This window comes from Halobacterium salinarum DSM 3754 (genome assembly GCF_008124605.1).
In the GTDB taxonomy this organism is placed as follows: domain Archaea; phylum Halobacteriota; class Halobacteria; order Halobacteriales; family Halobacteriaceae; genus Halobacterium; species Halobacterium salinarum.
Window position 1 is genome coordinate 30,720 of record NZ_VRYN01000001.1, and the last position, 17,715, is coordinate 48,434.

Consider the following 17,715-nt stretch of genomic DNA (forward strand, 5'->3'; position numbering starts at 1 on the left):
GGCGCGCTCACTCCTCGACGATCCGGCTGCCGCCCGGCGGCATGTACTTCTGGATCTCGCCCGGGCTGGCGACCTTCCGCACGAACGATTCGTCGGTGAACCGCTCGCGGAACTCCCGGTAGATGCGCTTGGCGGCGTCGCCCTGCGCGTACCGCCCGGGCTCGATTTCGATGCGCGTCTCGACCTGCTCGCGGATGGCGTCCGTCGGCCCGCCGAGCACTCGGGTGTTGGGCTCACACGTGATGCCGACCGCCCACTCGGTCGACAGATCACGGAAGTACGTGCGGTCGCCCCGCACCGCGAACCCGCCCTTTTCGAGGTATTCGCCGGACTCGGGGGTTTTCGACACCTGGTCCGGCGACACCATGTACGCGTCGCCGGCCCCCCGGCCGTCCTTCCACACCGACGAGCACGCGACGGCGAACCGGGCGGCCTGGCGGGCGTCCCGCTCGGGCACCTCGATGTCGTTGGAGGGCTCGCTGGGCGCGCTGGTTTTCAACACCGTGATCGGGCCGCCGTGGGCCTGCGAATGGAAGAACCGGTCGTAGCGGTCCATGTACTTCTTCACCAGCTCCTCGTTCTGGCCGGCGTCCCGGCCGCCGATCACCAAGAACCCCTCGCTCGTTCGGAACCACCGGAACCGCTCGTACCACTGCTCCTGGTGGCGGATCGGGATCGACGACCGCGACAGCCACGCGACCTCATCGTCGGCGTCGTCCTCGTGCTCGCTCTCGGGTTCGGCCTCCCACTCGTCGCGGCGCTGCTTGACGGCGTCGAGGTCCGCGCGCGTGTTCTCGATGGCCGCCCGGGCACCCGCCTTCTTCTCCTCGATGCGTTTGGCCTCCGTGTACAGCCGGTCGGCGTTCTTCTCGACGCCCGCGGACGGATCCAGCGTCACCGTGTGGTCGTCGATCCGCGCCCGGATCATGCCCGCGGACTCGTTGACGCCCACGAACGCCTCGGCGCCCGGCACGTCGCCGGCGGCGTCGTCGAAGGTGTCGGCGATCTGCTGCCACCCGTGACCCGCCTCGCGGGCCTGCCGGACGGCGCTCAACAGCCCATCCACGAGGTCGTAGTGGCCGTACAGCGACTCCGCCTTCTCGCGCTCGGCTTCGGCCTGCGCCTCGAAGTCCTCGATGGCCTGCTCCTGTTGCTCGATGATGCGTTGTTGCTTCTCGATCTCGTTCTCGAAGTCCGGGCGGTCGACGGTCTCGCCGCTGTCCTCGTCCTCGCTGGTGTCGAGGTTCGTGAAGTAGTCGTCGAGCGCGTCGTTGAACGACTCGAAGGCGTCGCTTGGCAGGTCGGCGCGCTCGTCGAGCGCGATCGGCGTCACGTCCACACGCGCCCCCTGTTCGTCCTCGTCGTCGGTCGGCTCGTAGTACACCTGCGGGTCGAGGTCGCCCGCGCTGATGTTCCCGAGCAGCGTCTCGCTGGCGTCGAACAGCGCTTCGAGGGTCGACTCCGGGGCGTCCGCGACCGGCGTTGTCTTCTCCACGCCGGCCCGCGAGCACAACTCCTCGGCGTACAGCCCGCCGAAGTTCAACTGGGTCGCCAGCGTCCGCACGAGGTCGGTGTCCGAGTCCCGCATCTGCTCGGCGAACGCCTCGTAGGACAGGTCGAGGGGGTTCACGCGCGCATCCGGGAAGCCGTAGTCGCGGCCGGGGGCGACGGTTCGGGACTGCAACCGCACCGTGTCGAGGCTGTCGACGACCTCACGCTGTGGGTCCAGCACCGCGATGTTCCCGTCGCCGAACAGCTCCGCGACGATGGTGGTGTCGGCGTCCTCCCGGCGGAACTCGAACTCCAGGATGCGGTCGAAGCCGTGCTGGCGGACCGCATGGAAGTCCGCGCCCGAAAGCCGGTTGCGCAGCATCTTCGCGAAGTTCGGGGGCCGCCCGGGTGCGTCAGGGACGTGCGTCGGGTCGGCGACGTGCGCGCGCTTGGTCTCCCCGACCTCGACGAGCAACTCCACCCGGCCGCGGTCGAAATCCCGCATTTTCAGGCGGAGGAGGTCGTCGCCGTAGAGGTAGGCCTTGTCGACTTTCGCCCCCGCGTACTCGTTCAGCTCCGCCGTGAGGGCGACGAGGTCGACACTCGTCACCTCCCGCTTCTGATTCATGCTCACCCAGTTGTCGGCCCCCACCCCTCTGCCTTACGGTCGCTACCCGGCAGCCGTTGGGAGCGACGGCACGGCACTCAGAGGCGCTTGGAGACGTACGGGCCGTCTTGGTGGTAGCCGAGCTGCTGCTTGTAATACTGGCGCGCCCCGATGCCGGAGATGACCGACAGCTTCTCGAAGCCGCTGTCGGCGGCCAGGTGCTCGGCGCGCTCCATGAGCTGCCGCCCGTAGCCCTGGTGTTGGTGTTGGTCGTCGCCGGTGTCGTCGCCGACGCTCACCTCGCTGCCGTAGACGTGGAGCTCCCGCAACAGCGCGGCGTCGGTCAGCTCCTCGCGCGCCGGCTCGTTGGGGAACCGCAGGCGCGCGAACCCCACCAGGAGGTCCTGCTGGAAGTCCTCGATGCTGATGAACTGCTCCGTGCCGCCGCCGGCAGCGTACGTCTCCACGTCGAGGCTGACGTTCTCGGGGTCGTCGTCGTTCATCCCGGCCTCACGGCAGCGAATGCAGTCGCAGGTGTAGCCGTGCTCGGCCATGCGCTGGCGGGCGAGCTGGCGCAGGTTGGACTTCCAGACGCCGGCGTCGATGAAGTCCGCGGGGATGTCCCGCTGGACGCGCTGCAGGCGCGTGTACCGCGGGATCATGTCCTTGATCTCCGCGACGAGGTCGGCGGCCTCCTCGTTGTGCAGGGGCTCGAAGTCGCCGTTGCGCCACATGTCGTAGGTGATGGTGTCCCGCACCACCAGCGTCGGGTAGATCTTGAGGTAGTCGGGCTTCCAGCGCTCGTCGTCGAACAGCCGCCGGAAGTCCTCCAACACCATCTCCTTGCTCATGCCGGGCTGGCCGGGCATCATGTGGAACCCGACTTTGAACGCGGCGTCCCGCAGCCGCCGGTTGGCGTCCACGGACGCCTGCACGCCGTGGCCCCGATGCATCTCGCGGTTCACGCGCTCGAAGGTGGTCTGGACGCCCACCTCGACTTTCGTCGCGCCGAGATCCAGCATCCGGTCGACCTGCTCGGGGTCACACCAATCGGGTTTCGTCTCGAACGTCGTGCCGATGTTCCGGAGCGCCCCGTGCTCGTTGTCGGCGATGACGTCCTCCAGATACCGGAAGTCGTACTCCGCGGGGTCCTGGGCGAACGACTCCGTCTGGTTGGGTGCGGGCTCCTGGTCGGGGTCGAAGTCGTTGAGCGCTTGCAGCGCGCGCTTCACGAACCACTCCTGGTAGTCGTGGCTGCGCGCGGTCATCGTCCCCCCCATCAGGATGAGCTCCACCTTGTCGACCGGGTGGCCGATCTGGCGGAGCTGGTGGAGGCGCAGGGTCACCTGGCCGTACGGGTCGTAGTCGTTTTGCACGCCGCGCGCAGCGGCGGGCTCGTGGCCGGTATACGACTGGCTGGACGTGAACTCGCTCGCCGGGCCGCCCGGACAGTACAGACACTTGCCGTGCGGGCAGGTGTGGGGGCTGGTCATGATCGCGACGGGCGTCACCCCGGACGCCGTCCGCACCGGCTTGCGCTGGAGCACGTCCTCCAGTTCGTCCCGCCGGCCGTCCGGCGCCACGTCCAGGAGGTCGGAGTGTTTGGGCACCTTCGACGCGGCGTACTCACCACAGACGTCGAGTTTCGCGTCCTCGATGTCGTCTTTGCCGACATCACCGGCGAGGATCCGGGAGACGAGCTCCTCGCAGGCGGCCTGGAACGCGCCGTCGTCGGCGTTACTGCTCATTGCTGACTGCAAGCCGCCGCGGGCGAAAAAGCGTGTCGTTCGGGGCGTTACGCCAGCTGGGCCGCGATGGCGTCGACGACCGCGTCCAGGACGGCGTCGCGCTCTCCGGCCAGGAACTCGATGCGGCCGTCTCGCGCCCCGCGAGCGGTCACACCCGCGGTGGTGGTCAGGTCGTCGTCGATGGCGTCGACGACCGCGTGCACGTCGACGGCGTCGTCGCTGCGCACCCGCAGCGCGTCCTCGCCGGCACCGAGCAACACGTCGGTGCTGTCCGCGCGGCGGTGCAACGCGTCCAACAGCAGGTCGACCGGCGGGAAGTCGTACTGGTGTGTGTAGGCGCCCACGTCGAGCGTCTCGAACGCGACGCCGTCGTGGTGGCGTGTCGACAGATGCGGCTCGGCGGTCGACAGCTCGGTCGCCAGCCGGTCCCGGAACTGCGTGGCGATGTGGTCCGCGAGGTCGTCGTCGGCGTCCCCCCAGAGGAGGTCGGCGATGAGCTCGCGTTTGTCCTCGTAGGACTGATAGAACGCCTCCAGGGCGACGGCGTCACGGAGCGCTTCGCGGGCGTCGCTGTCGTAGCTGGCGTCCGCCGCGAGGTCCGCGTACGCGGCCGGGAGGTCCGTCCAGTACGCGACCGCCGGCAGGTGGGCGAGGTCCTCGCGCACGTCGTCGTTGATGACGGCGGCGAGTTGCGCGCCCAGCGCGCCCGTGTTCACGGGCTGCTCGCCGGCCGCGGTCGGGGAGACGAGCACGTCCATCCCGGCGGCGTCGTCGGCGTACCCGCCGTCGACGACCACGGTGTCGGCGTCGTAGATGTCCAGGAGGTCCAGGGCGTCCGTGGACTCGGTCGTGGAGCCAGTGCCCACGAACACGAACAGTGGGTGTTTCTCGTCGTGGCGGTGGGCCGCCTCGAGCATGCTCGTCACGTCGCCGGTCGCGTCGTCGATGGTGTAGAAGGCGTCGTCGAGGGGGCGGCGGTCGACGTAATGGTATTCGGCGTCCTCGCGGGCGTGCTCGTCGCGGATCAGCGGCAGCAGCGCGCGCTCGATGGCGGTGCCGGCGACGTACCCCTCGACGGTCGTGGGGTGGCGGACGATGACCGGTCGGGCGTCGATGACGGCGCGCCGAACCGCGGTCGCGGCGTCCACGATGTCGTCGTGGACCGCGGCCACGGCGTCGTCGTCGGGCGCAAGCAACGCGGTGGTGGCGGGCGCTGCGCGGTCGTCGAGGGCGGCGTCCATGCGGTTGCGGACCTCGTCGGCGCGGTCGCCGGTGAGCTCGGTGACGGCCTCGGTCTCCACTTGGAGGTCGCCGCGCCGGCGCTCGACGGTGCCCGTGAGCTGCACGACGGCTCCGGGTTCGATCTCGGGGTATGCGCGAACGCCGGCCTCGACGAACGCGGCGGCGTCGACAGCGCCGGTTTCGTCGGTCAACTCGAACACCGTCGGGCCGCTGGTCTGGCGGGCGGCCGTGATCTCCCCTTCGACGGTGACCGCGTCGTCGACGTGGTCGTCGAGGGCGTCGACGCGCACCGTCTCGTGGTCGGTGTCGTCGTCGTCCGCGCCGCTGAACTCGAAGCTGGCGTCCGCGGCGCGCTCGGTCGTGGCGTCCGCGTCGGAGACGCGTTTCCCGCCGTCGGCGGTCTCCGCGTCCCGTGAGTCGTCGGTGGTGTCGCCGTCGTCAGTTGTGTCGCTGTCCGCCTCGTCGTCGGCGGGGAGCGCGGCGTCCGAGTCGTTCGCCGGGTCGTGGACGAGCTCGCCGCGGAAGTCACGCATCGACTCCCGGATCGACCACCCCAGGTCGATGTTGCCGTTGTCGTGGACGTCGGTCACTTGCACGAACACGTCGTCGCCGACATCCCACGCCAGGGAGTCAACGCGACCGGGGACCTCCGAACGATGCAGGAGGCCCGTAACGGTGCCGCCGACGTCGACGAACACGCCGAACTCGGCGAACCCGTCGACGGTCCCGCGGTAGAACCGGCCGGGGGTGAGTTGGTCTGGTGAGTCACCACGGAAATCGAACACGACGTCCTCTTCGTGGGTGGCGCAGATGTGGCCGTCCGTAGAGGAGCCGCAGACGATACAAGTAGCCATTTGCATCGAAGAAGCGGGCGCTGCCCTAAACGATTATCGAAACCGCGCCGGTCACTCGAACACCGGGCTGTCGGCCGTGAGCGCGTCGATGTCGTCGGCGAGCGCGGCGACCTGTTCGGGAAACAGCGCCACCTGGACCTCGTTGCCGGAGTCGTCCTCGAAGACGAGCTTGACGCGTTTGTCACCGAACTCGCGGGCGGTCGCGTCGTCGACGTCGAAGAGCTTCGCGTCGGCGTGTTTGTTCGTGGGGCCGACGTTCTTGATCGAGCCGTCTTTCAGCTCCACCATGAACTCCGAGAGCGTGATGTTCAGCACACACACCGTTGTCGCCGGCGCGTCTAAAATGCGAGCCCTGCCGCGTGGATGACCTGCTCGCCGGCGGGGATGGCACCGAACCCGGCACCGAACGCCAGCACGCCCGGCACAGCGGCGGCGATCACCGCCCGTGGGAGCGAGATCTCGTGGACGACGCTCGTCCCGACGACCAGCAGGCACCACGCCCACACCCCCGCGAGCAGCGTGAGCACCGGCACGCCCAGACCGGTGACCACGCACGGGGCCGCCGCGTACGCGATCAGTTGGACGGTTTCACTGACGCCGCCCCGGGACTCCGAGATCGTCGCGATCACGAGACAGAGCGTCTGAATCGCCGACAGCGCGTGCACCGCCGCCGGCGTGACCAGTAACACGACGAGCGCCACGGTGAGCACGGCGGCCAGCCAGTCGGCGGTCGGGAACGCCAACGCGTCGCTGGGCGTGGCCGCGAGTTCGGTGGCGGCCACGACTCCGACGACAACCATCGCGAACACGAGCCCCGGGGCCTGGTCGCCCGGCGACACCGCCTCGTCGAAGAACGACACCGGATTCAGGAGGACCTGCGTGAACGACTTCGCGAGCCCGAGCGGGCCACGCTCACGGCCACCCTCCGGTTCCACCCAGGTCGTCATGGGTTACTCACGGCGCACGACATGGCAGTTCCGGCACCGCGCCTCGTAGGTCTCCTCGGCGCCGACCATGACGGTGGGGTCGTCGTAGTGGGCGGGCTCGCCCTCGATGAGGCGCTGGTTGCGGGTGGCCGGTTCCCCACACTGCATGCAGATCGCGCGCATCTTGTCGACGTATTCGGCGATCGCCATCAGCTGTGGCACCGGCTCGAAGGGCTCCCCGCGGAACGTCTGATCGGTGCCCGACAGCACCACCCGACGTCCGTCCGCCGCGAGCTCCTGGCAGACGTCGACGAGTTCGGCCGGGAAGAAGTTGGCTTCGTCGATGGCGACCACCTGCTCGCCGTTGAGCAGCGTGGGGATCGACGCGACGCCCTCGGCGGTGGGTTCGACGACCGTTGCCGCCCACGACCGGCCGGCGTGCGAGCCCAGCGTCGCCTCGCCGTACCGGTCGTCGACGGCGGGCGTGACCGCCGCGACGTCTTGGCCCGCGATCTCCGCGCGCCGCAGTCGCCGCAACAACTCCTCGGTTTTCCCCGAGAACATCGACCCCGTGATCACCTCCACCCACCCGGAGTTCGTGATGGCGTGCATGCCACAGCCAGCGGGTGGCTGGAGGAAAACGCTTGCTTTTCGCCACCTCCGCAGTCGGCGCGCCGTCTGCACGCTTTTTTAGGGGGCGGGGTGACAATGGGGACGCATGTACGATGACATCCTCCTGCCGACCGACGGCAGCGACGCCGCCGACGCCGCGGTCGCCAACGCCATCGACCTCGCGTCGAAGTACAACGCCACCCTCCACGTGCTGTACGTCGCCGACACCACCGAATACAGCACGGTCACCTTCGAGGACGCCGTCACCGATCCGCTTGAGCGCGAGGGCGAGCGCGTCGTCGACGACGCGGTGGCGCGCGCCGAGGACGCGGGCGTGGTGGCGATGGGCGTCGTGCTCCACGGCGGCGTGTTCGAGACGATTCAAGCGTACGTCGACGACGAGGGCATCGACACCGTGGTGATGGGGACCCATGGCCGCCGCGGCCTGGGTCGTGCGCTCCTGGGGAGTGTCACCGAGCGCGTCGTGCGAACCAGTGACGTGCCCGTGTTGACGGTGCGGGAGACCGACGACGACGGCGCGGCGTAACCCACTGGGTGGCGGCTCACGTGGTGTCCACGCCGAGCACGCGGTACACGCCACACGTGTTCATCGCGCCGCTGGCGAGCAACAACAGCGCCCCCACGCCGAGGGCTGGGGTCAGCGCCGAGGGGCCGCCGCCGTAGCCGGCCAGGGTCGCCAGCGCGGCGCTGCCCAGCACTGCGCCGCCGAGCAGTCGTGCCAGTGCGTCCATGGGGCCGACGTTGTGTTCCATATGGGGCGTGTTGGCACGGCGGGATCAAAAGCGGTGTGGGTCGGCGGCTGCGCGGCACAGCCCGATCGGGGCCGGGCTATTCGAGGCGGACGACCGTCCGCTCGCCCCGGTACTCGGTCCGGACGAGCCCGTCGTCGGCGAGATCCGACAACAGGCCGCGCAGCCACTCGCGGCCGTACTCGCCGTCGGGCGTGTAATCCACGCGAACCCGATGGCCGAGCGCGTCCAGTTCCATCTCGTCGTGCTCGCCGAGCAACCGAACGATCCGCCCCCGGAACTGCCGGCGACTCCCCTCGAAGCTCGGCTGGGTGGGCACATCCGGCGCGGTGAAATCCCCGGTTTGGTAGGCGTGACACCACTCCCGCAGCGGGCACTCCGCCTCGTCACAGCGCGGGGTCTGCTGGCAGGCGACCGCCCCCAGTTCCATCACGGCGTTGTTCCACACGCGGGACGTGCCGTCGGGCAGCAACTCGTTGGCCAGCGGCCGGTAATCCGGGTCGTCGTCGTCGCGGATCCCCTCGAACGCGCGGTAGAGCACGCGCTTGACGTTCGTGTCCACGACCGCGTTGCCGGCGTTGAACGCGAACGACGCCACGGCGTTGGCGGTGTACGGGCCGACGCCCATGAGCTCCGAGAGCTCCGCGGGCGTCCGCGGGATCGCGCCGTCGTAGTCGGTTTCGACCTGTTGGGCGGCCTCGTGGAGGTGGGTGGCGCGGTTGTTGTACCCGAGGCTGTGTGCGGACCAGAACCCGACCACGTCGCTGCGGTCGGCGGCCGCCAACGCGGCGGTGGTCGGCCACCGATCGAGGAACGCCCGCCACGCGTCGATCACCCGGGAGAGCTGGGTCTGCTGGCTCATCACCTCCGAGACCAGGATCTCGTAGGGGTCGGTGGTCTCCCGCCACGGGAACGACCGGTGGGAGTCGGTGTACCAGTCGACGAGTGCCGTCTGGAGGGCTGTGGTGTCGGCCGGCCCAGTCGCGCCCGCGCGGTCGCTCCCGTCCCCTGTCGTCATGGGGGGGCGTTGGCGGGCGGCCGTCTTGGGGATGATGGTTCGGCGGCGCACGGCGCTGCCGAAACGCGTATGTCCACCGGCACGTTCGACGGCCGTATGGGACTTGACGACTTACAGACAGACGTCGAGCACGCGGCCACAACCCTCGACGACTACGCGTTCCTGGATCGGGAGACCACCCAGGAGTTGGCGATGCTGGCGGCGGCGCTGGACGCCGACACCGACGAGCTGGTGCGGCGCGCCGTCCACGCGCTGTTCCAGTCGCTGACCGAGACCGGGCGACTCGACTTCCACCTCCGGGGCGCGTACGACACCACGTACGACGAATACCTCTCCGGAATGGCGTACGACGACCTCGTGGCCGGTGGCTACCAGGCACCCGACGACAACGACACCCAGGACCGGCCGTATCGGTTCTGAGCGCGCATGCCTGAGTGTGACAGGACAGCAATGCGCTTTTTGAACTCCGCCACCTGAGGGTGTTCATGGGGGAATCCGCACGCGGCGGCGGCAGCGCTGAGACGACCGGCGGACTGGCTGCAGCGGTCAAGACGTATCTCGAATACACGCCGACGGGGGAGTCGATCCCGGCGGCGGCGTGGCGGCGTCGCCACCGCAACGTTCGCGTGTTCGTGCTGGCGCACATCCCGCTGTTGCTTGCGCTCGGGCTCTACGAGGGGACCGAGTCCGCAGTCACGGGCGCGACGATCCCGCCGACACCGGGCATACTCATCGCGGCGGAGCTGGGTATCGTGGGGGCGCTGGTCGGGCTTGCGTCGATCCCGTCGGTGTCCCGGCGGGGACGCACGGCGCTGGCCTCGACGGCCGTGCTGGCGTCCTCGGTGGTGCTCGTGCAGTTCTCCGGCGGGTTCATCGAAGCGCACTTCCATTTCTTCGTCGGGATGGCCGTCATCGCGGTCTACGAGGACTGGCTGCCGTTCGCGCTTGGACTGGTGTACGTCGTGTTCACGCACGGTGTCTTCGGGATGATCAACGCCGAGCGCGTCTACAACCACACCGCCGCGATCAACAACCCGTGGGTGTGGGGTGGCATCCACGGCGCGTTCGTGTTGCTGTTGGCGGGCGCACTGATGGCCAACTGGTACTCCACCGAGCGCTCGCGGGAGGCCTCCCAGAAGCGCCTGGAGGAAGCCCGGCAAAAGGCCCAGCAGGTCGAAGACCTCGAAGCCCGCCAGGCGGAGATCGAGGCCGAAAAGGCCGAAGCGAAGCGGCTGAAAGCCGACGCCGAGGAGGCACGCGAGGCCGCCGAAGCCCAACAGCGGGAGGTCGCGGCCCTGAACGAGCGCCTCGAAGCGACCGCCAACACGTACGGGGCTGCGATGGCGCGGGCCGCCGACGGTGATCTCAGCGTGCGCCTCGATCCCGACGTCGAAAACGACGCCATGGCGGCGATCGCGGCGTCGTTCAACGAGATGCTCGACGAAACGGAGACCACGATCCGGGAGATCCAGGCGGTCGCCAGCGACGTCGCGGCCGCCAGCGAGGACGCCGATGCGGGCGTCGTCGAGATCGAGGACGCCAGCGGCCAGGTGAGCGAGACGGTCCAAGAGATCGCCGCCGGGGCCGACGAGCAGCGCGAGAAACTGGAGACGGTGTCCGGGGAGATGACCGACCTGTCGGCGGCCATCGAGGAGGTGGCGGCGTCCGCCGATTCGGTCGCGGAGCGCTCGCACGAGACCGCGGCGGTCGCCGGCGACGGCGAGCAGACCGCCGAGCAGGCGATCGCGGACTCCCGGACGGTGCAGTCGGCCGTGGAGTCGACGGTGCAGAACGTCGAGGCCCTCGACGACCAGCTCGCGGAGATCAGTGAGATCGTCGACCTCATCAGCGACGTCGCCGAGCAGACGAACATGCTGGCGTTGAACGCCAACATCGAGGCCGCCCGCGCCGACAAGAGCGGCGACGGCTTCGCGGTCGTTGCTGACGAAGTCAAGGACCTCGCGGAGGAGACGCGGGCGTCGGCCGGCGACATCGAGGCGCTGGTCGCCGACATCGACGCGCAGATGCAGGCCACGGTCACCGAAGCCCGGACCGCGGACGAGAGCGTGCAGGACGCGATCTCAGCGGTGGACGCGGTCGTCGACGCGTTCGGGACCGTGGCCGAGAACGCCGAGGAGACCGACACCGGTGTCCAGGAGATCAGCACCACCACCGACGATCAGGCCGCCAGCACCGAGGAGGCGGTGTCGATGATCGCGGAGGTCAGTGACATCAGCACGGCGACCGCCGCCGACGCACAGCAGGCCTCCACGGCGGCCGAACAGCAGACCACCGCGGCGGCGACGATCAGCGAAAACACGGCCGCGCTGCGCGAGCAGGCGGACCGGCTGCAGGGGTTGGTGTCGACGTTCGACGTGCACGACGAGTCGGCGTCGACGGCTGCGCGCTCGGAGTGAGCGTTACGCAGTGGGTTCGCCTTCGACCTTCGAGGTGCCGGCGTGGCGAACGTCGGGGTCGTCGAGCGCCTCCAGGAGGATGTCGACCGCGATGTCGATCTCGCGCTCGGTGACGTCGAGCGGCGGCAGTAGTCGCACCGTCTTGTGGCCACAGCCCAACACGAGGAGGCCACGCTTGACGCAGGCGTTCACGACCGCTTCGCGGCGCTTCTTGGTGTCGAACTCGACGGCCAGCATCAGGCCGCGGCCGCGCACGTCCGTGACGAAGTCGGGATCGGCGTCGTGGAGTCGGTCGGTGGTCTGCTCGCCGCGGGCCACGACGTGATCGAGGAGGCCGTCGCTGGTGATGGCGTCGATGGTCGCAACGCCCTGCGCGGCGGCGACAATGTCCCCGGCGCCCCACGTCGAGGAGAGGCGGCCGGTCTCGCTGGGGAAGAGGTCCTCGTTGGCGACCGTTGCGCCGACGCGCAGCCCCTTCGCGGAGGTGATGACATCCGGTTCGATCTCGGTGTGGTCGATCCCCCAGAGTTCGCCGGTGCGGCCCAGTCCCGCCTGGATCTCGTCGCTGATGACGGGGATGTCGTGGGTCCGCTGGATGTCGGCGATGTCGGCGATGAAGTCGTCGTTGGGGACCCGGTAGCCGCCCTCGCCCTGCTGGGGTTCCATGATGAGGTACGCCACCTCTTCGGGGTCGATGACGCCGCGGTCGTGGTGGAGCTTGTCAGCGGCCACGTTCCCGCCGGGGCCGTTGGTCTTCCAGCCACACGAGCACTCGCCCTCGCAGGTGCAGTACGGCACCGAGACGACGCCCCCGATCTCGGGGAAGCCCTTCCGGTGGATGGCTTTCGATCGGTTCAGCGACAGCGCGCCGAGCGTGCGCCCGTGGAACGCGCCGTCGAACGTGAGCGCGCGGTGGCCGCCGTTGTTGTAACAGATCTTGATGGCGTTCTCGACGGCTTCAGCGCCCGTGTTCGAGAGGAACACCGTGTCCAGATCGTAGTGTGCGGTGATGTCGGTGAGCCGGTCGAGCAGCTGTGTCGCGGTCGGGATCTCGGGCGACTCGGGATCGGTGCCGCCGCCAGCGTAGAAGTCCTGGCCCGCCATCTTGAGGGGGTCGACGAGGTCGAACGACTCCAGGCGGTCCATGATCTTGGGGTTGTTGTAGCCGAACGGCGCGGCGGCAACGTGGCTGGTGAAGTCCATGAGGACGTTGCCGTCGACGTCCGTGCAGAACGGCCCGATGGCGTCCTCGGTGATGTCCCACACGAAGTCGTAGACGTACGTGGAGGGGGCGGCGTGATTGTGGTGGAAGTTCACCCATTCCGCGGCCTTCTCGCCGGGCATGCTCCGGACGTCAGGCTCGGCTGTTTCACGGTCCATGCACACAGTTGGCACCGCCCCAAATAAAAGTCGTTCGTTCCAGCCACGCCGACATGTCCCACGTGCACCGGACGCGTATCTCACGGCCAGACACTCCCCGGGAACGGCGTCGGACGCCGTGATTGGTCGTCGTTAGGCTGCCAGCACGACCGCAGCGCCGCCACCGACGACCAATAGCCCGGCGCTGTACGCGACGACGCGGGCCGCGAACGTCCGGTTAGCGCTGGTCGCCGACAGCCCCGCTTTCACGCCGATGGAGCTGGCGGTCGCCAACAACACCGCGATCGCCGCTGTGTCGGCGTCGACGGCGTTGGTGCGGTAGAGCACGACCGCCGACGTGGTCGCGCCGGCGCTGGACACGAGCCCGGAGACGACCGCGGTGACGAGCAGCCCGGCGGACCCGAACTGGGTCTCCGCGAGCCCGCCGGCCACGACCACGACGAGGAACATCGCGCCGAACCCGAGGGCGTTCCGCATCGAGAACGGCGTGTCGAGATCCATGGACACCGACTGCGACCAGTCGGCGGTCACGGCCGCGATGGCGATGCTGCCGGTGACGATGACCGCCAGCGGCAGCGTCCCCGTGACGAGGACGCCGGCCGACGCGGTGAACACCACGACGATGAGGAGGTTGCGGAGCGCCATCGCCGCGTTCGCCAACAGCACCCCCGCGACGGCGTACCGTGTCGCGTCGGCGTGCGCGTCCACGTGATCGAGCAGTGTGCCGACGACCGCCGTCGAGGACGCCAACCCACCGAAGAAGCCGGTGACAGCGATCCCGCAGCCGCCGTACGCCTGCACGACGACGTAGTTCACGATGCCGATGGCCGCCACGAACACCACCATCGACCAGACCACGCGAGGCTCGATCTCGACCACCCACCCGCCCCGTCCCACGGTCATCGCGCCGGTGGGCAACACCGGATACACGACGAACGCCAGGATCGCGAACTCCGTGGTTGAGCGGAGTTCTTCCCGGGACAACCCCCACGCGAAGCCGTGGAGTTCGCGCTTGAACACCAGCAGGATCGAACTCGTGACTGCGACGACAGTCGCCGGCAGGACCGCGCCCAGCGCCGCCAGCACGCCGATGCCGTACGCGACGAGCATGCTCACGGCCGTCGTGAGGTGTAGGGTGCCCTCCGACGACCGCAGCCCGGAGACCATCAACACACCGGTGAGCACGATCACGAACACCGCGCCGACGCCGCCCAGGACCGGCGGGCACGCGCCTCCGGCCGCCGCGCAGCGCTCGGTGTCGACCATCGTGAAGATGGCACCCAGCACGCTCACGAGCGCGAACGTCCGGATGCCGGCGGCCTTCTGGGCCCACTCGCGTTCCAGCCCCAAGAACAACCCCAGTGCCACCGCAACCGCGATGCGGACGATCCGGCTGTCGAGTGGCGCTGCCACTAGTGCGTCGACGGTCACGGTCACCACCAGGACGTTCGCCGGTGTGCACATAAACACTGGGTCGAGATCACCCCACGGCCCTGGCGGTGCCCCGGCGGTCAGTCGCGGGGGATCGACACAACCCACTACGTCAGCCGCCCAGCGGCCCGTTCTCGCTTGTCGATGTCGTTTCGGGCCAGGGCGCTCTCTCCCGCTCGACGCTGTAAATAATAACTCGTTGTATGGTACCAAACTCCGTCGCAGCCGTGTCGCTTTTGTACCGTGTCCTGATACGGCGTGGTACAACATGGCAGAACGTGAGACATGGGCATCCAGACTGGGATTCATTCTGGCCGCCGTTGGGAGCGCAGTCGGCCTGGGGAACATCTGGCAGTTCCCGTTCAAGACAGCGACCGAGGGCGGCGCGGCGTTCGTCGTTGTCTACCTGGTAGCCGCGCTCCTGTTGGGGTTGCCCGCCATCCTCGGTGAGTTCGTCATCGGGCGGCGCGCGAACCTCAACGCCGTCGAGGCGTTCGACCGGCTCGACCACCCGGCGTGGACGATCGTGGGGGCGATGGGGCTGCTCACGGGGCTGTGGATCCTGTCGTACTACAGCGTCGTCGGCGGCTGGGTCACGCGATACCTGCTGGGCAGCGCCACCGGGGCGTACTTCGCCGCGCCCGCGGCGTACTTCGGGAGCGTCTCGATGGGGTGGGAGGCGGTGGCGTTCCACGGCGCGTTCATGGCCGCCACGGCCGGCATCGTGGCGTTCGGCATCGAGGACGGCATCGAGAAAGCCACGAAGCTGATGGTGCCGTCGATCCTCGTGATGCTCGTCGGCCTCGCGGTGTACGCGTCCACCCTCAATGGTGTGGGCGCAGCCTACGAGTTCTACCTCTCCCCTGACTTCGGGTTCATCGCCGACAACATCGGGAGCATCGTCCCGTACGCCGTCAGCCAGGCGTTCTTCTCGCTGTCGCTGGGGATGGGCGCGATGATCACGTACGCCTCCTACCTGGGCGACGACGACAGCCTGTTCGCCGACGGCGGCCTCATCGTCGTGTTGAACACCTCCGTGGGGCTGCTCGCGGGGCTGGTTGTGATCCCGCTGCTGTTCGTGCAGTTCGGCACGGTTCCGGATGCCGCGGCCGGCGGCGGTGCCGGCGCGCTGTTCATCTCCGTCGCACAGGCGTTCGCCACGCTCGGCGTGGCGGGGCGCGTGCTCGGGGTGCTGTTCTTCGGCGTGGTGTTGGTTGCCGCGCTGTCCTCGGCGATCAGCCTCCTGGAGGTCGTCACCGCCTACGTCGTCGACAACTACGGCTACAGCCGGCCCGCGACCGCGTTCAGCTTCGGGGGCGTGTTGTTCGCGCTGGGCACGCTGTCGGCGTGGAACACCGCCTGGCTGGACTGGTTTGACTCGCTGGCCTACGGCGTGTTGTTGCCGCTGTCGGTGCTGCTCGGTGTGGTGTTCGTCGGGTGGGTGTACGGCCCCGCCGCGGTCGACGAGATCAAGAAGGGATCGGGCACCGGGACCACGTTCGCCACCGCGTGGCTGTGGTCGGTCCGCACCTACGTTCTCATCGGCGTGTTCGTGACACTCTACTTGGGTGTGACGGACATCTACGCCGCGCCGGCGATCCCGTTCGTCTAGGATCTCTCAGTGAACCCGGATTTTTGCAGTCGATTCGAAGTTCCATAACGGTTTTTCAGGCTGTTTACCGCGCGTTCCTCGCGGTCTGACGGATCGACGGTCGTAACCCTGAAATGGGGTGGTTTGTTACTGCGTTGCAATGGCACGAGATGTGTGGCACTCCCGGCTCGGATTCATCATGGCCGCCGTCGGCTCCGCGGTCGGCCTGGGGAACCTCTGGCGGTTCCCGTGGATGACGAGCGAAAACGGCGGCGCGGCGTTCCTCCTGGTGTATCTCGGCGTTGTACTGTGTGTTGGCGTGCCCGGCCTGCTGGCGGAGTTCGTGATCGGGCGGCGGAGCCGTCGAAGCCCCGTCGGCGCGTTCTCCTCGCTGTCGGACTCCACGCTGTGGCGGGTGTTCGGACACCTCTCGGTCGTCATCGCGGTCGTGTTGCTCTCCTTTTACAGCGTTGTCGGCGGGTGGATCCTGCGGTACTTCGGGGCCAGCCTGACCGGCGCGTACTTCTCGAACCCCGGCCAGTACTTCGCCACGGTGAGCTACGGGCTTGACGCCGTTGGCTTCCATCTGTTGTTCCTCGCGATCACCGGGCTCATCGTAGTACGCGGGATCAAACGCGGGATCGAGAACGCAACCAAGCTCATGATGCCGGCTGTGGTGGTGCTTTTGATCGTGCTCGCCGCCTGGGCGAGCACGCTCGACGGCGCGGGTGCCGGTCTCGCGTTCTACCTGTCGCCGGACGTCGAACTGCTTGAAGCCGACCTGCTTGGGATCCTGCCTGCCGCCGCCGGCCAGGCGCTGTTCACGCTCTCGCTTGGCTCCGGAACGATGATCACCTACGCGTCGTACCTCGACGAGGAGCGGTCGCTGGCCGCCGACGGCGCGGCGATCGCCGTTCTCAACACCTGCATCGGTGTGCTCGCTGGACTCGTGGTGTTCCCGCTGTTGTTCGCGCTCGTCGGCGACGCCGGCACTGGCGGTCCCGGCGCGCTGTTCGTTGGCCTCGCCAACGCGTTCGTTGCGGTCCCCTACGGGCGGGCCGTCGGCGCGGTGTTTTTCGCGGTCGTCTCCCTGGCCGCCATCTCCTCGTCGATCTCGATGCTCGAACTCCCGGTGTCGTTCCTGGTCGACGAGTACGGCGTCTCACGCCGCCGCGCGACCGCGCTGTTCGTGGGCGTGTTCACCGTCACTGGGAGCGCAACCGCGCTCTCGCCCGGGCTCTTTGACTTCGTCGCGGGCACCCTGGTGGACCTCCTGATGACCGCCGGCCTCATCGGGTTCCTGCTGTTCACCGGGTGGGTCGTCGGGCAGAACGCCGTCACCGAGTACGAGCTCGGCGCGGGCGCTGTCGCGTCCGCGTTGTCGACGCCGTGGCTGTACGCGGTCGGCGTGGTGATCCCGGTGTTCCTGATTTTCACGCTCGTCTCCGGGATCGCCGCCGCGCTCGGCGTCTCGATCACGGCCGTCGAGCTGTGGGGGGTCACCATCAGCCAGCCGCGACTGTTCGCGGGACTGAGCGTCGTCATCGCGGTGGTGTCGTTTCTGGGGCTGCGGCGGCCGGCGTCCGTCGCCTGACAGCGCCGTCCTGGGCTGTCGCCGTCTCGGAATC

The 17,715-nt window shown here is 68.7% G+C and carries 15 protein-coding genes; 5 read left to right on the top strand and 10 right to left on the bottom strand.

Translation table 11 applies throughout. The features are described from left to right. Positions 1-7 precede the first annotated feature (7 nt). The 6 genes from rqcH to APQ99_RS00190 all read right to left on the bottom strand — a co-directional run bounded on the left by rqcH (position 8) and on the right by APQ99_RS00190 (position 7,480). Positions 8-2,119, bottom strand: coding sequence for a ribosome rescue protein RqcH (gene rqcH / locus APQ99_RS00165; RefSeq protein WP_010903100.1), 2,112 nt, complete (start codon positions 2,117-2,119; stop codon positions 8-10). Between the two features lie 77 nt (positions 2,120-2,196). Beyond that, positions 2,197-3,846 (bottom strand): tRNA uridine(34) 5-carboxymethylaminomethyl modification radical SAM/GNAT enzyme Elp3, encoded by a 1,650-nt coding sequence (locus APQ99_RS00170; RefSeq protein ID WP_010903101.1) that lies wholly within the window; start codon positions 3,844-3,846, stop codon positions 2,197-2,199. Between the two features lie 47 nt (positions 3,847-3,893). Next, positions 3,894-5,942: an OB-fold nucleic acid binding domain-containing protein gene (locus APQ99_RS00175; protein WP_012289344.1), complete on the bottom strand. Its 2,049-nt coding sequence runs from the start codon at positions 5,940-5,942 to the stop codon at positions 3,894-3,896. Positions 5,943-5,993: 51 nt separating this feature from the next. Then, positions 5,994-6,257 (bottom strand): hypothetical protein, encoded by a 264-nt coding sequence (locus APQ99_RS00180; RefSeq protein WP_012289345.1) that lies wholly within the window; start codon positions 6,255-6,257, stop codon positions 5,994-5,996. 23 nt (positions 6,258-6,280) lie between these two features. Further along, positions 6,281-6,889, bottom strand: coding sequence for a YIP1 family protein (locus APQ99_RS00185; RefSeq protein ID WP_010903104.1), 609 nt, complete (start codon positions 6,887-6,889; stop codon positions 6,281-6,283). A 3-nt stretch (positions 6,890-6,892) separates the two neighbouring features. Then, positions 6,893-7,480, bottom strand: coding sequence for a thymidine kinase (locus APQ99_RS00190; protein WP_010903105.1), 588 nt, complete (start codon positions 7,478-7,480; stop codon positions 6,893-6,895). Positions 7,481-7,586: 106 nt separating this feature from the next. On the opposite strand from APQ99_RS00190, the gene APQ99_RS00195 reads away from it, so the two are divergent. Continuing rightward, positions 7,587-8,027: a universal stress protein gene (locus APQ99_RS00195; RefSeq protein ID WP_010903106.1), complete on the top strand. Its 441-nt coding sequence runs from the start codon at positions 7,587-7,589 to the stop codon at positions 8,025-8,027. Between the two features lie 16 nt (positions 8,028-8,043). Here the strand turns inward: APQ99_RS00195 and APQ99_RS00200 are convergent, their stop codons facing one another. Together APQ99_RS00200 and APQ99_RS00205 are read right to left on the bottom strand one after the other, a co-directional pair. Beyond that, positions 8,044-8,253, bottom strand: coding sequence for a YgaP family membrane protein (locus tag APQ99_RS00200; protein ID WP_010903107.1), 210 nt, complete (start codon positions 8,251-8,253; stop codon positions 8,044-8,046). A 76-nt stretch (positions 8,254-8,329) separates the two neighbouring features. Further along, on the bottom strand, positions 8,330-9,268 hold the full coding sequence (locus tag APQ99_RS00205) for an HhH-GPD family protein (protein ID WP_010903108.1): 939 nt from the start codon (positions 9,266-9,268) through the stop codon (positions 8,330-8,332). A 96-nt stretch (positions 9,269-9,364) separates the two neighbouring features. Here APQ99_RS00205 and APQ99_RS00210 point away from each other — a divergent pair, with 96 nt between their 5' ends. After that, positions 9,365-9,688 (top strand): hypothetical protein, encoded by a 324-nt coding sequence (locus APQ99_RS00210; protein ID WP_012289346.1) that lies wholly within the window; start codon positions 9,365-9,367, stop codon positions 9,686-9,688. 65 nt (positions 9,689-9,753) lie between these two features. Beyond that, positions 9,754-11,685, top strand: a complete 1,932-nt coding sequence (htr8, locus tag APQ99_RS00215; RefSeq protein ID WP_010903109.1) for a chemotaxis signal transducer protein Htr8 — start codon at positions 9,754-9,756, stop codon at positions 11,683-11,685. Positions 11,686-11,688: 3 nt separating this feature from the next. Here htr8 and APQ99_RS00220 read toward each other — a convergent pair whose 3' ends face one another. Next, a complete protein-coding gene (locus APQ99_RS00220) occupies positions 11,689-13,065 on the bottom strand; it encodes a class-III pyridoxal-phosphate-dependent aminotransferase (RefSeq protein ID WP_010903110.1) in 1,377 nt (458 codons plus the stop codon). A gap of 132 nt (positions 13,066-13,197) precedes the next feature. After that, the gene (locus tag APQ99_RS00225; protein ID WP_136361690.1) at positions 13,198-14,529 is read right to left on the bottom strand and encodes an MgtC/SapB family protein; all 1,332 of its coding nucleotides are present in this window, start codon (positions 14,527-14,529) and stop codon (positions 13,198-13,200) included. Between the two features lie 235 nt (positions 14,530-14,764). Between APQ99_RS00225 and APQ99_RS00230 the strand changes: the two genes are divergently transcribed. Both APQ99_RS00230 and APQ99_RS00235 read left to right on the top strand, forming a co-directional pair. Further along, entirely contained in the window at positions 14,765-16,108 is a 1,344-nt protein-coding gene (locus tag APQ99_RS00230) for a sodium-dependent transporter (RefSeq protein ID WP_010903112.1), read from the top strand. A gap of 139 nt (positions 16,109-16,247) precedes the next feature. Further along, positions 16,248-17,681: a sodium-dependent transporter gene (locus APQ99_RS00235; protein ID WP_010903113.1), complete on the top strand. Its 1,434-nt coding sequence runs from the start codon at positions 16,248-16,250 to the stop codon at positions 17,679-17,681. Positions 17,682-17,715 lie beyond the last annotated feature (34 nt).

Coding starts and splice junctions, on each gene's coding strand:
- rqcH (WP_010903100.1), bottom strand. CDS start 2,119: ATGAATCAGAAGCGGGAGGTGACGAGTGTCGACCTCGTCGCCCTCACG.
- APQ99_RS00170 (WP_010903101.1), bottom strand. CDS start 3,846: ATGAGCAGTAACGCCGACGACGGCGCGTTCCAGGCCGCCTGCGAGGAG.
- APQ99_RS00175 (WP_012289344.1), bottom strand. CDS start 5,942: ATGGCTACTTGTATCGTCTGCGGCTCCTCTACGGACGGCCACATCTGC.
- APQ99_RS00185 (WP_010903104.1), bottom strand. CDS start 6,889: ATGACGACCTGGGTGGAACCGGAGGGTGGCCGTGAGCGTGGCCCGCTC.
- APQ99_RS00190 (WP_010903105.1), bottom strand. CDS start 7,480: ATGCACGCCATCACGAACTCCGGGTGGGTGGAGGTGATCACGGGGTCG.
- APQ99_RS00195 (WP_010903106.1), top strand. CDS start 7,587: ATGTACGATGACATCCTCCTGCCGACCGACGGCAGCGACGCCGCCGAC.
- APQ99_RS00200 (WP_010903107.1), bottom strand. CDS start 8,253: ATGGAACACAACGTCGGCCCCATGGACGCACTGGCACGACTGCTCGGC.
- APQ99_RS00205 (WP_010903108.1), bottom strand. CDS start 9,268: ATGACGACAGGGGACGGGAGCGACCGCGCGGGCGCGACTGGGCCGGCC.
- APQ99_RS00210 (WP_012289346.1), top strand. CDS start 9,365: ATGGGACTTGACGACTTACAGACAGACGTCGAGCACGCGGCCACAACC.
- htr8 (WP_010903109.1), top strand. CDS start 9,754: ATGGGGGAATCCGCACGCGGCGGCGGCAGCGCTGAGACGACCGGCGGA.
- APQ99_RS00220 (WP_010903110.1), bottom strand. CDS start 13,065: ATGGACCGTGAAACAGCCGAGCCTGACGTCCGGAGCATGCCCGGCGAG.
- APQ99_RS00225 (WP_136361690.1), bottom strand. CDS start 14,529: ATGTGCACACCGGCGAACGTCCTGGTGGTGACCGTGACCGTCGACGCA.
- APQ99_RS00230 (WP_010903112.1), top strand. CDS start 14,765: ATGGCAGAACGTGAGACATGGGCATCCAGACTGGGATTCATTCTGGCC.
- APQ99_RS00235 (WP_010903113.1), top strand. CDS start 16,248: ATGGCACGAGATGTGTGGCACTCCCGGCTCGGATTCATCATGGCCGCC.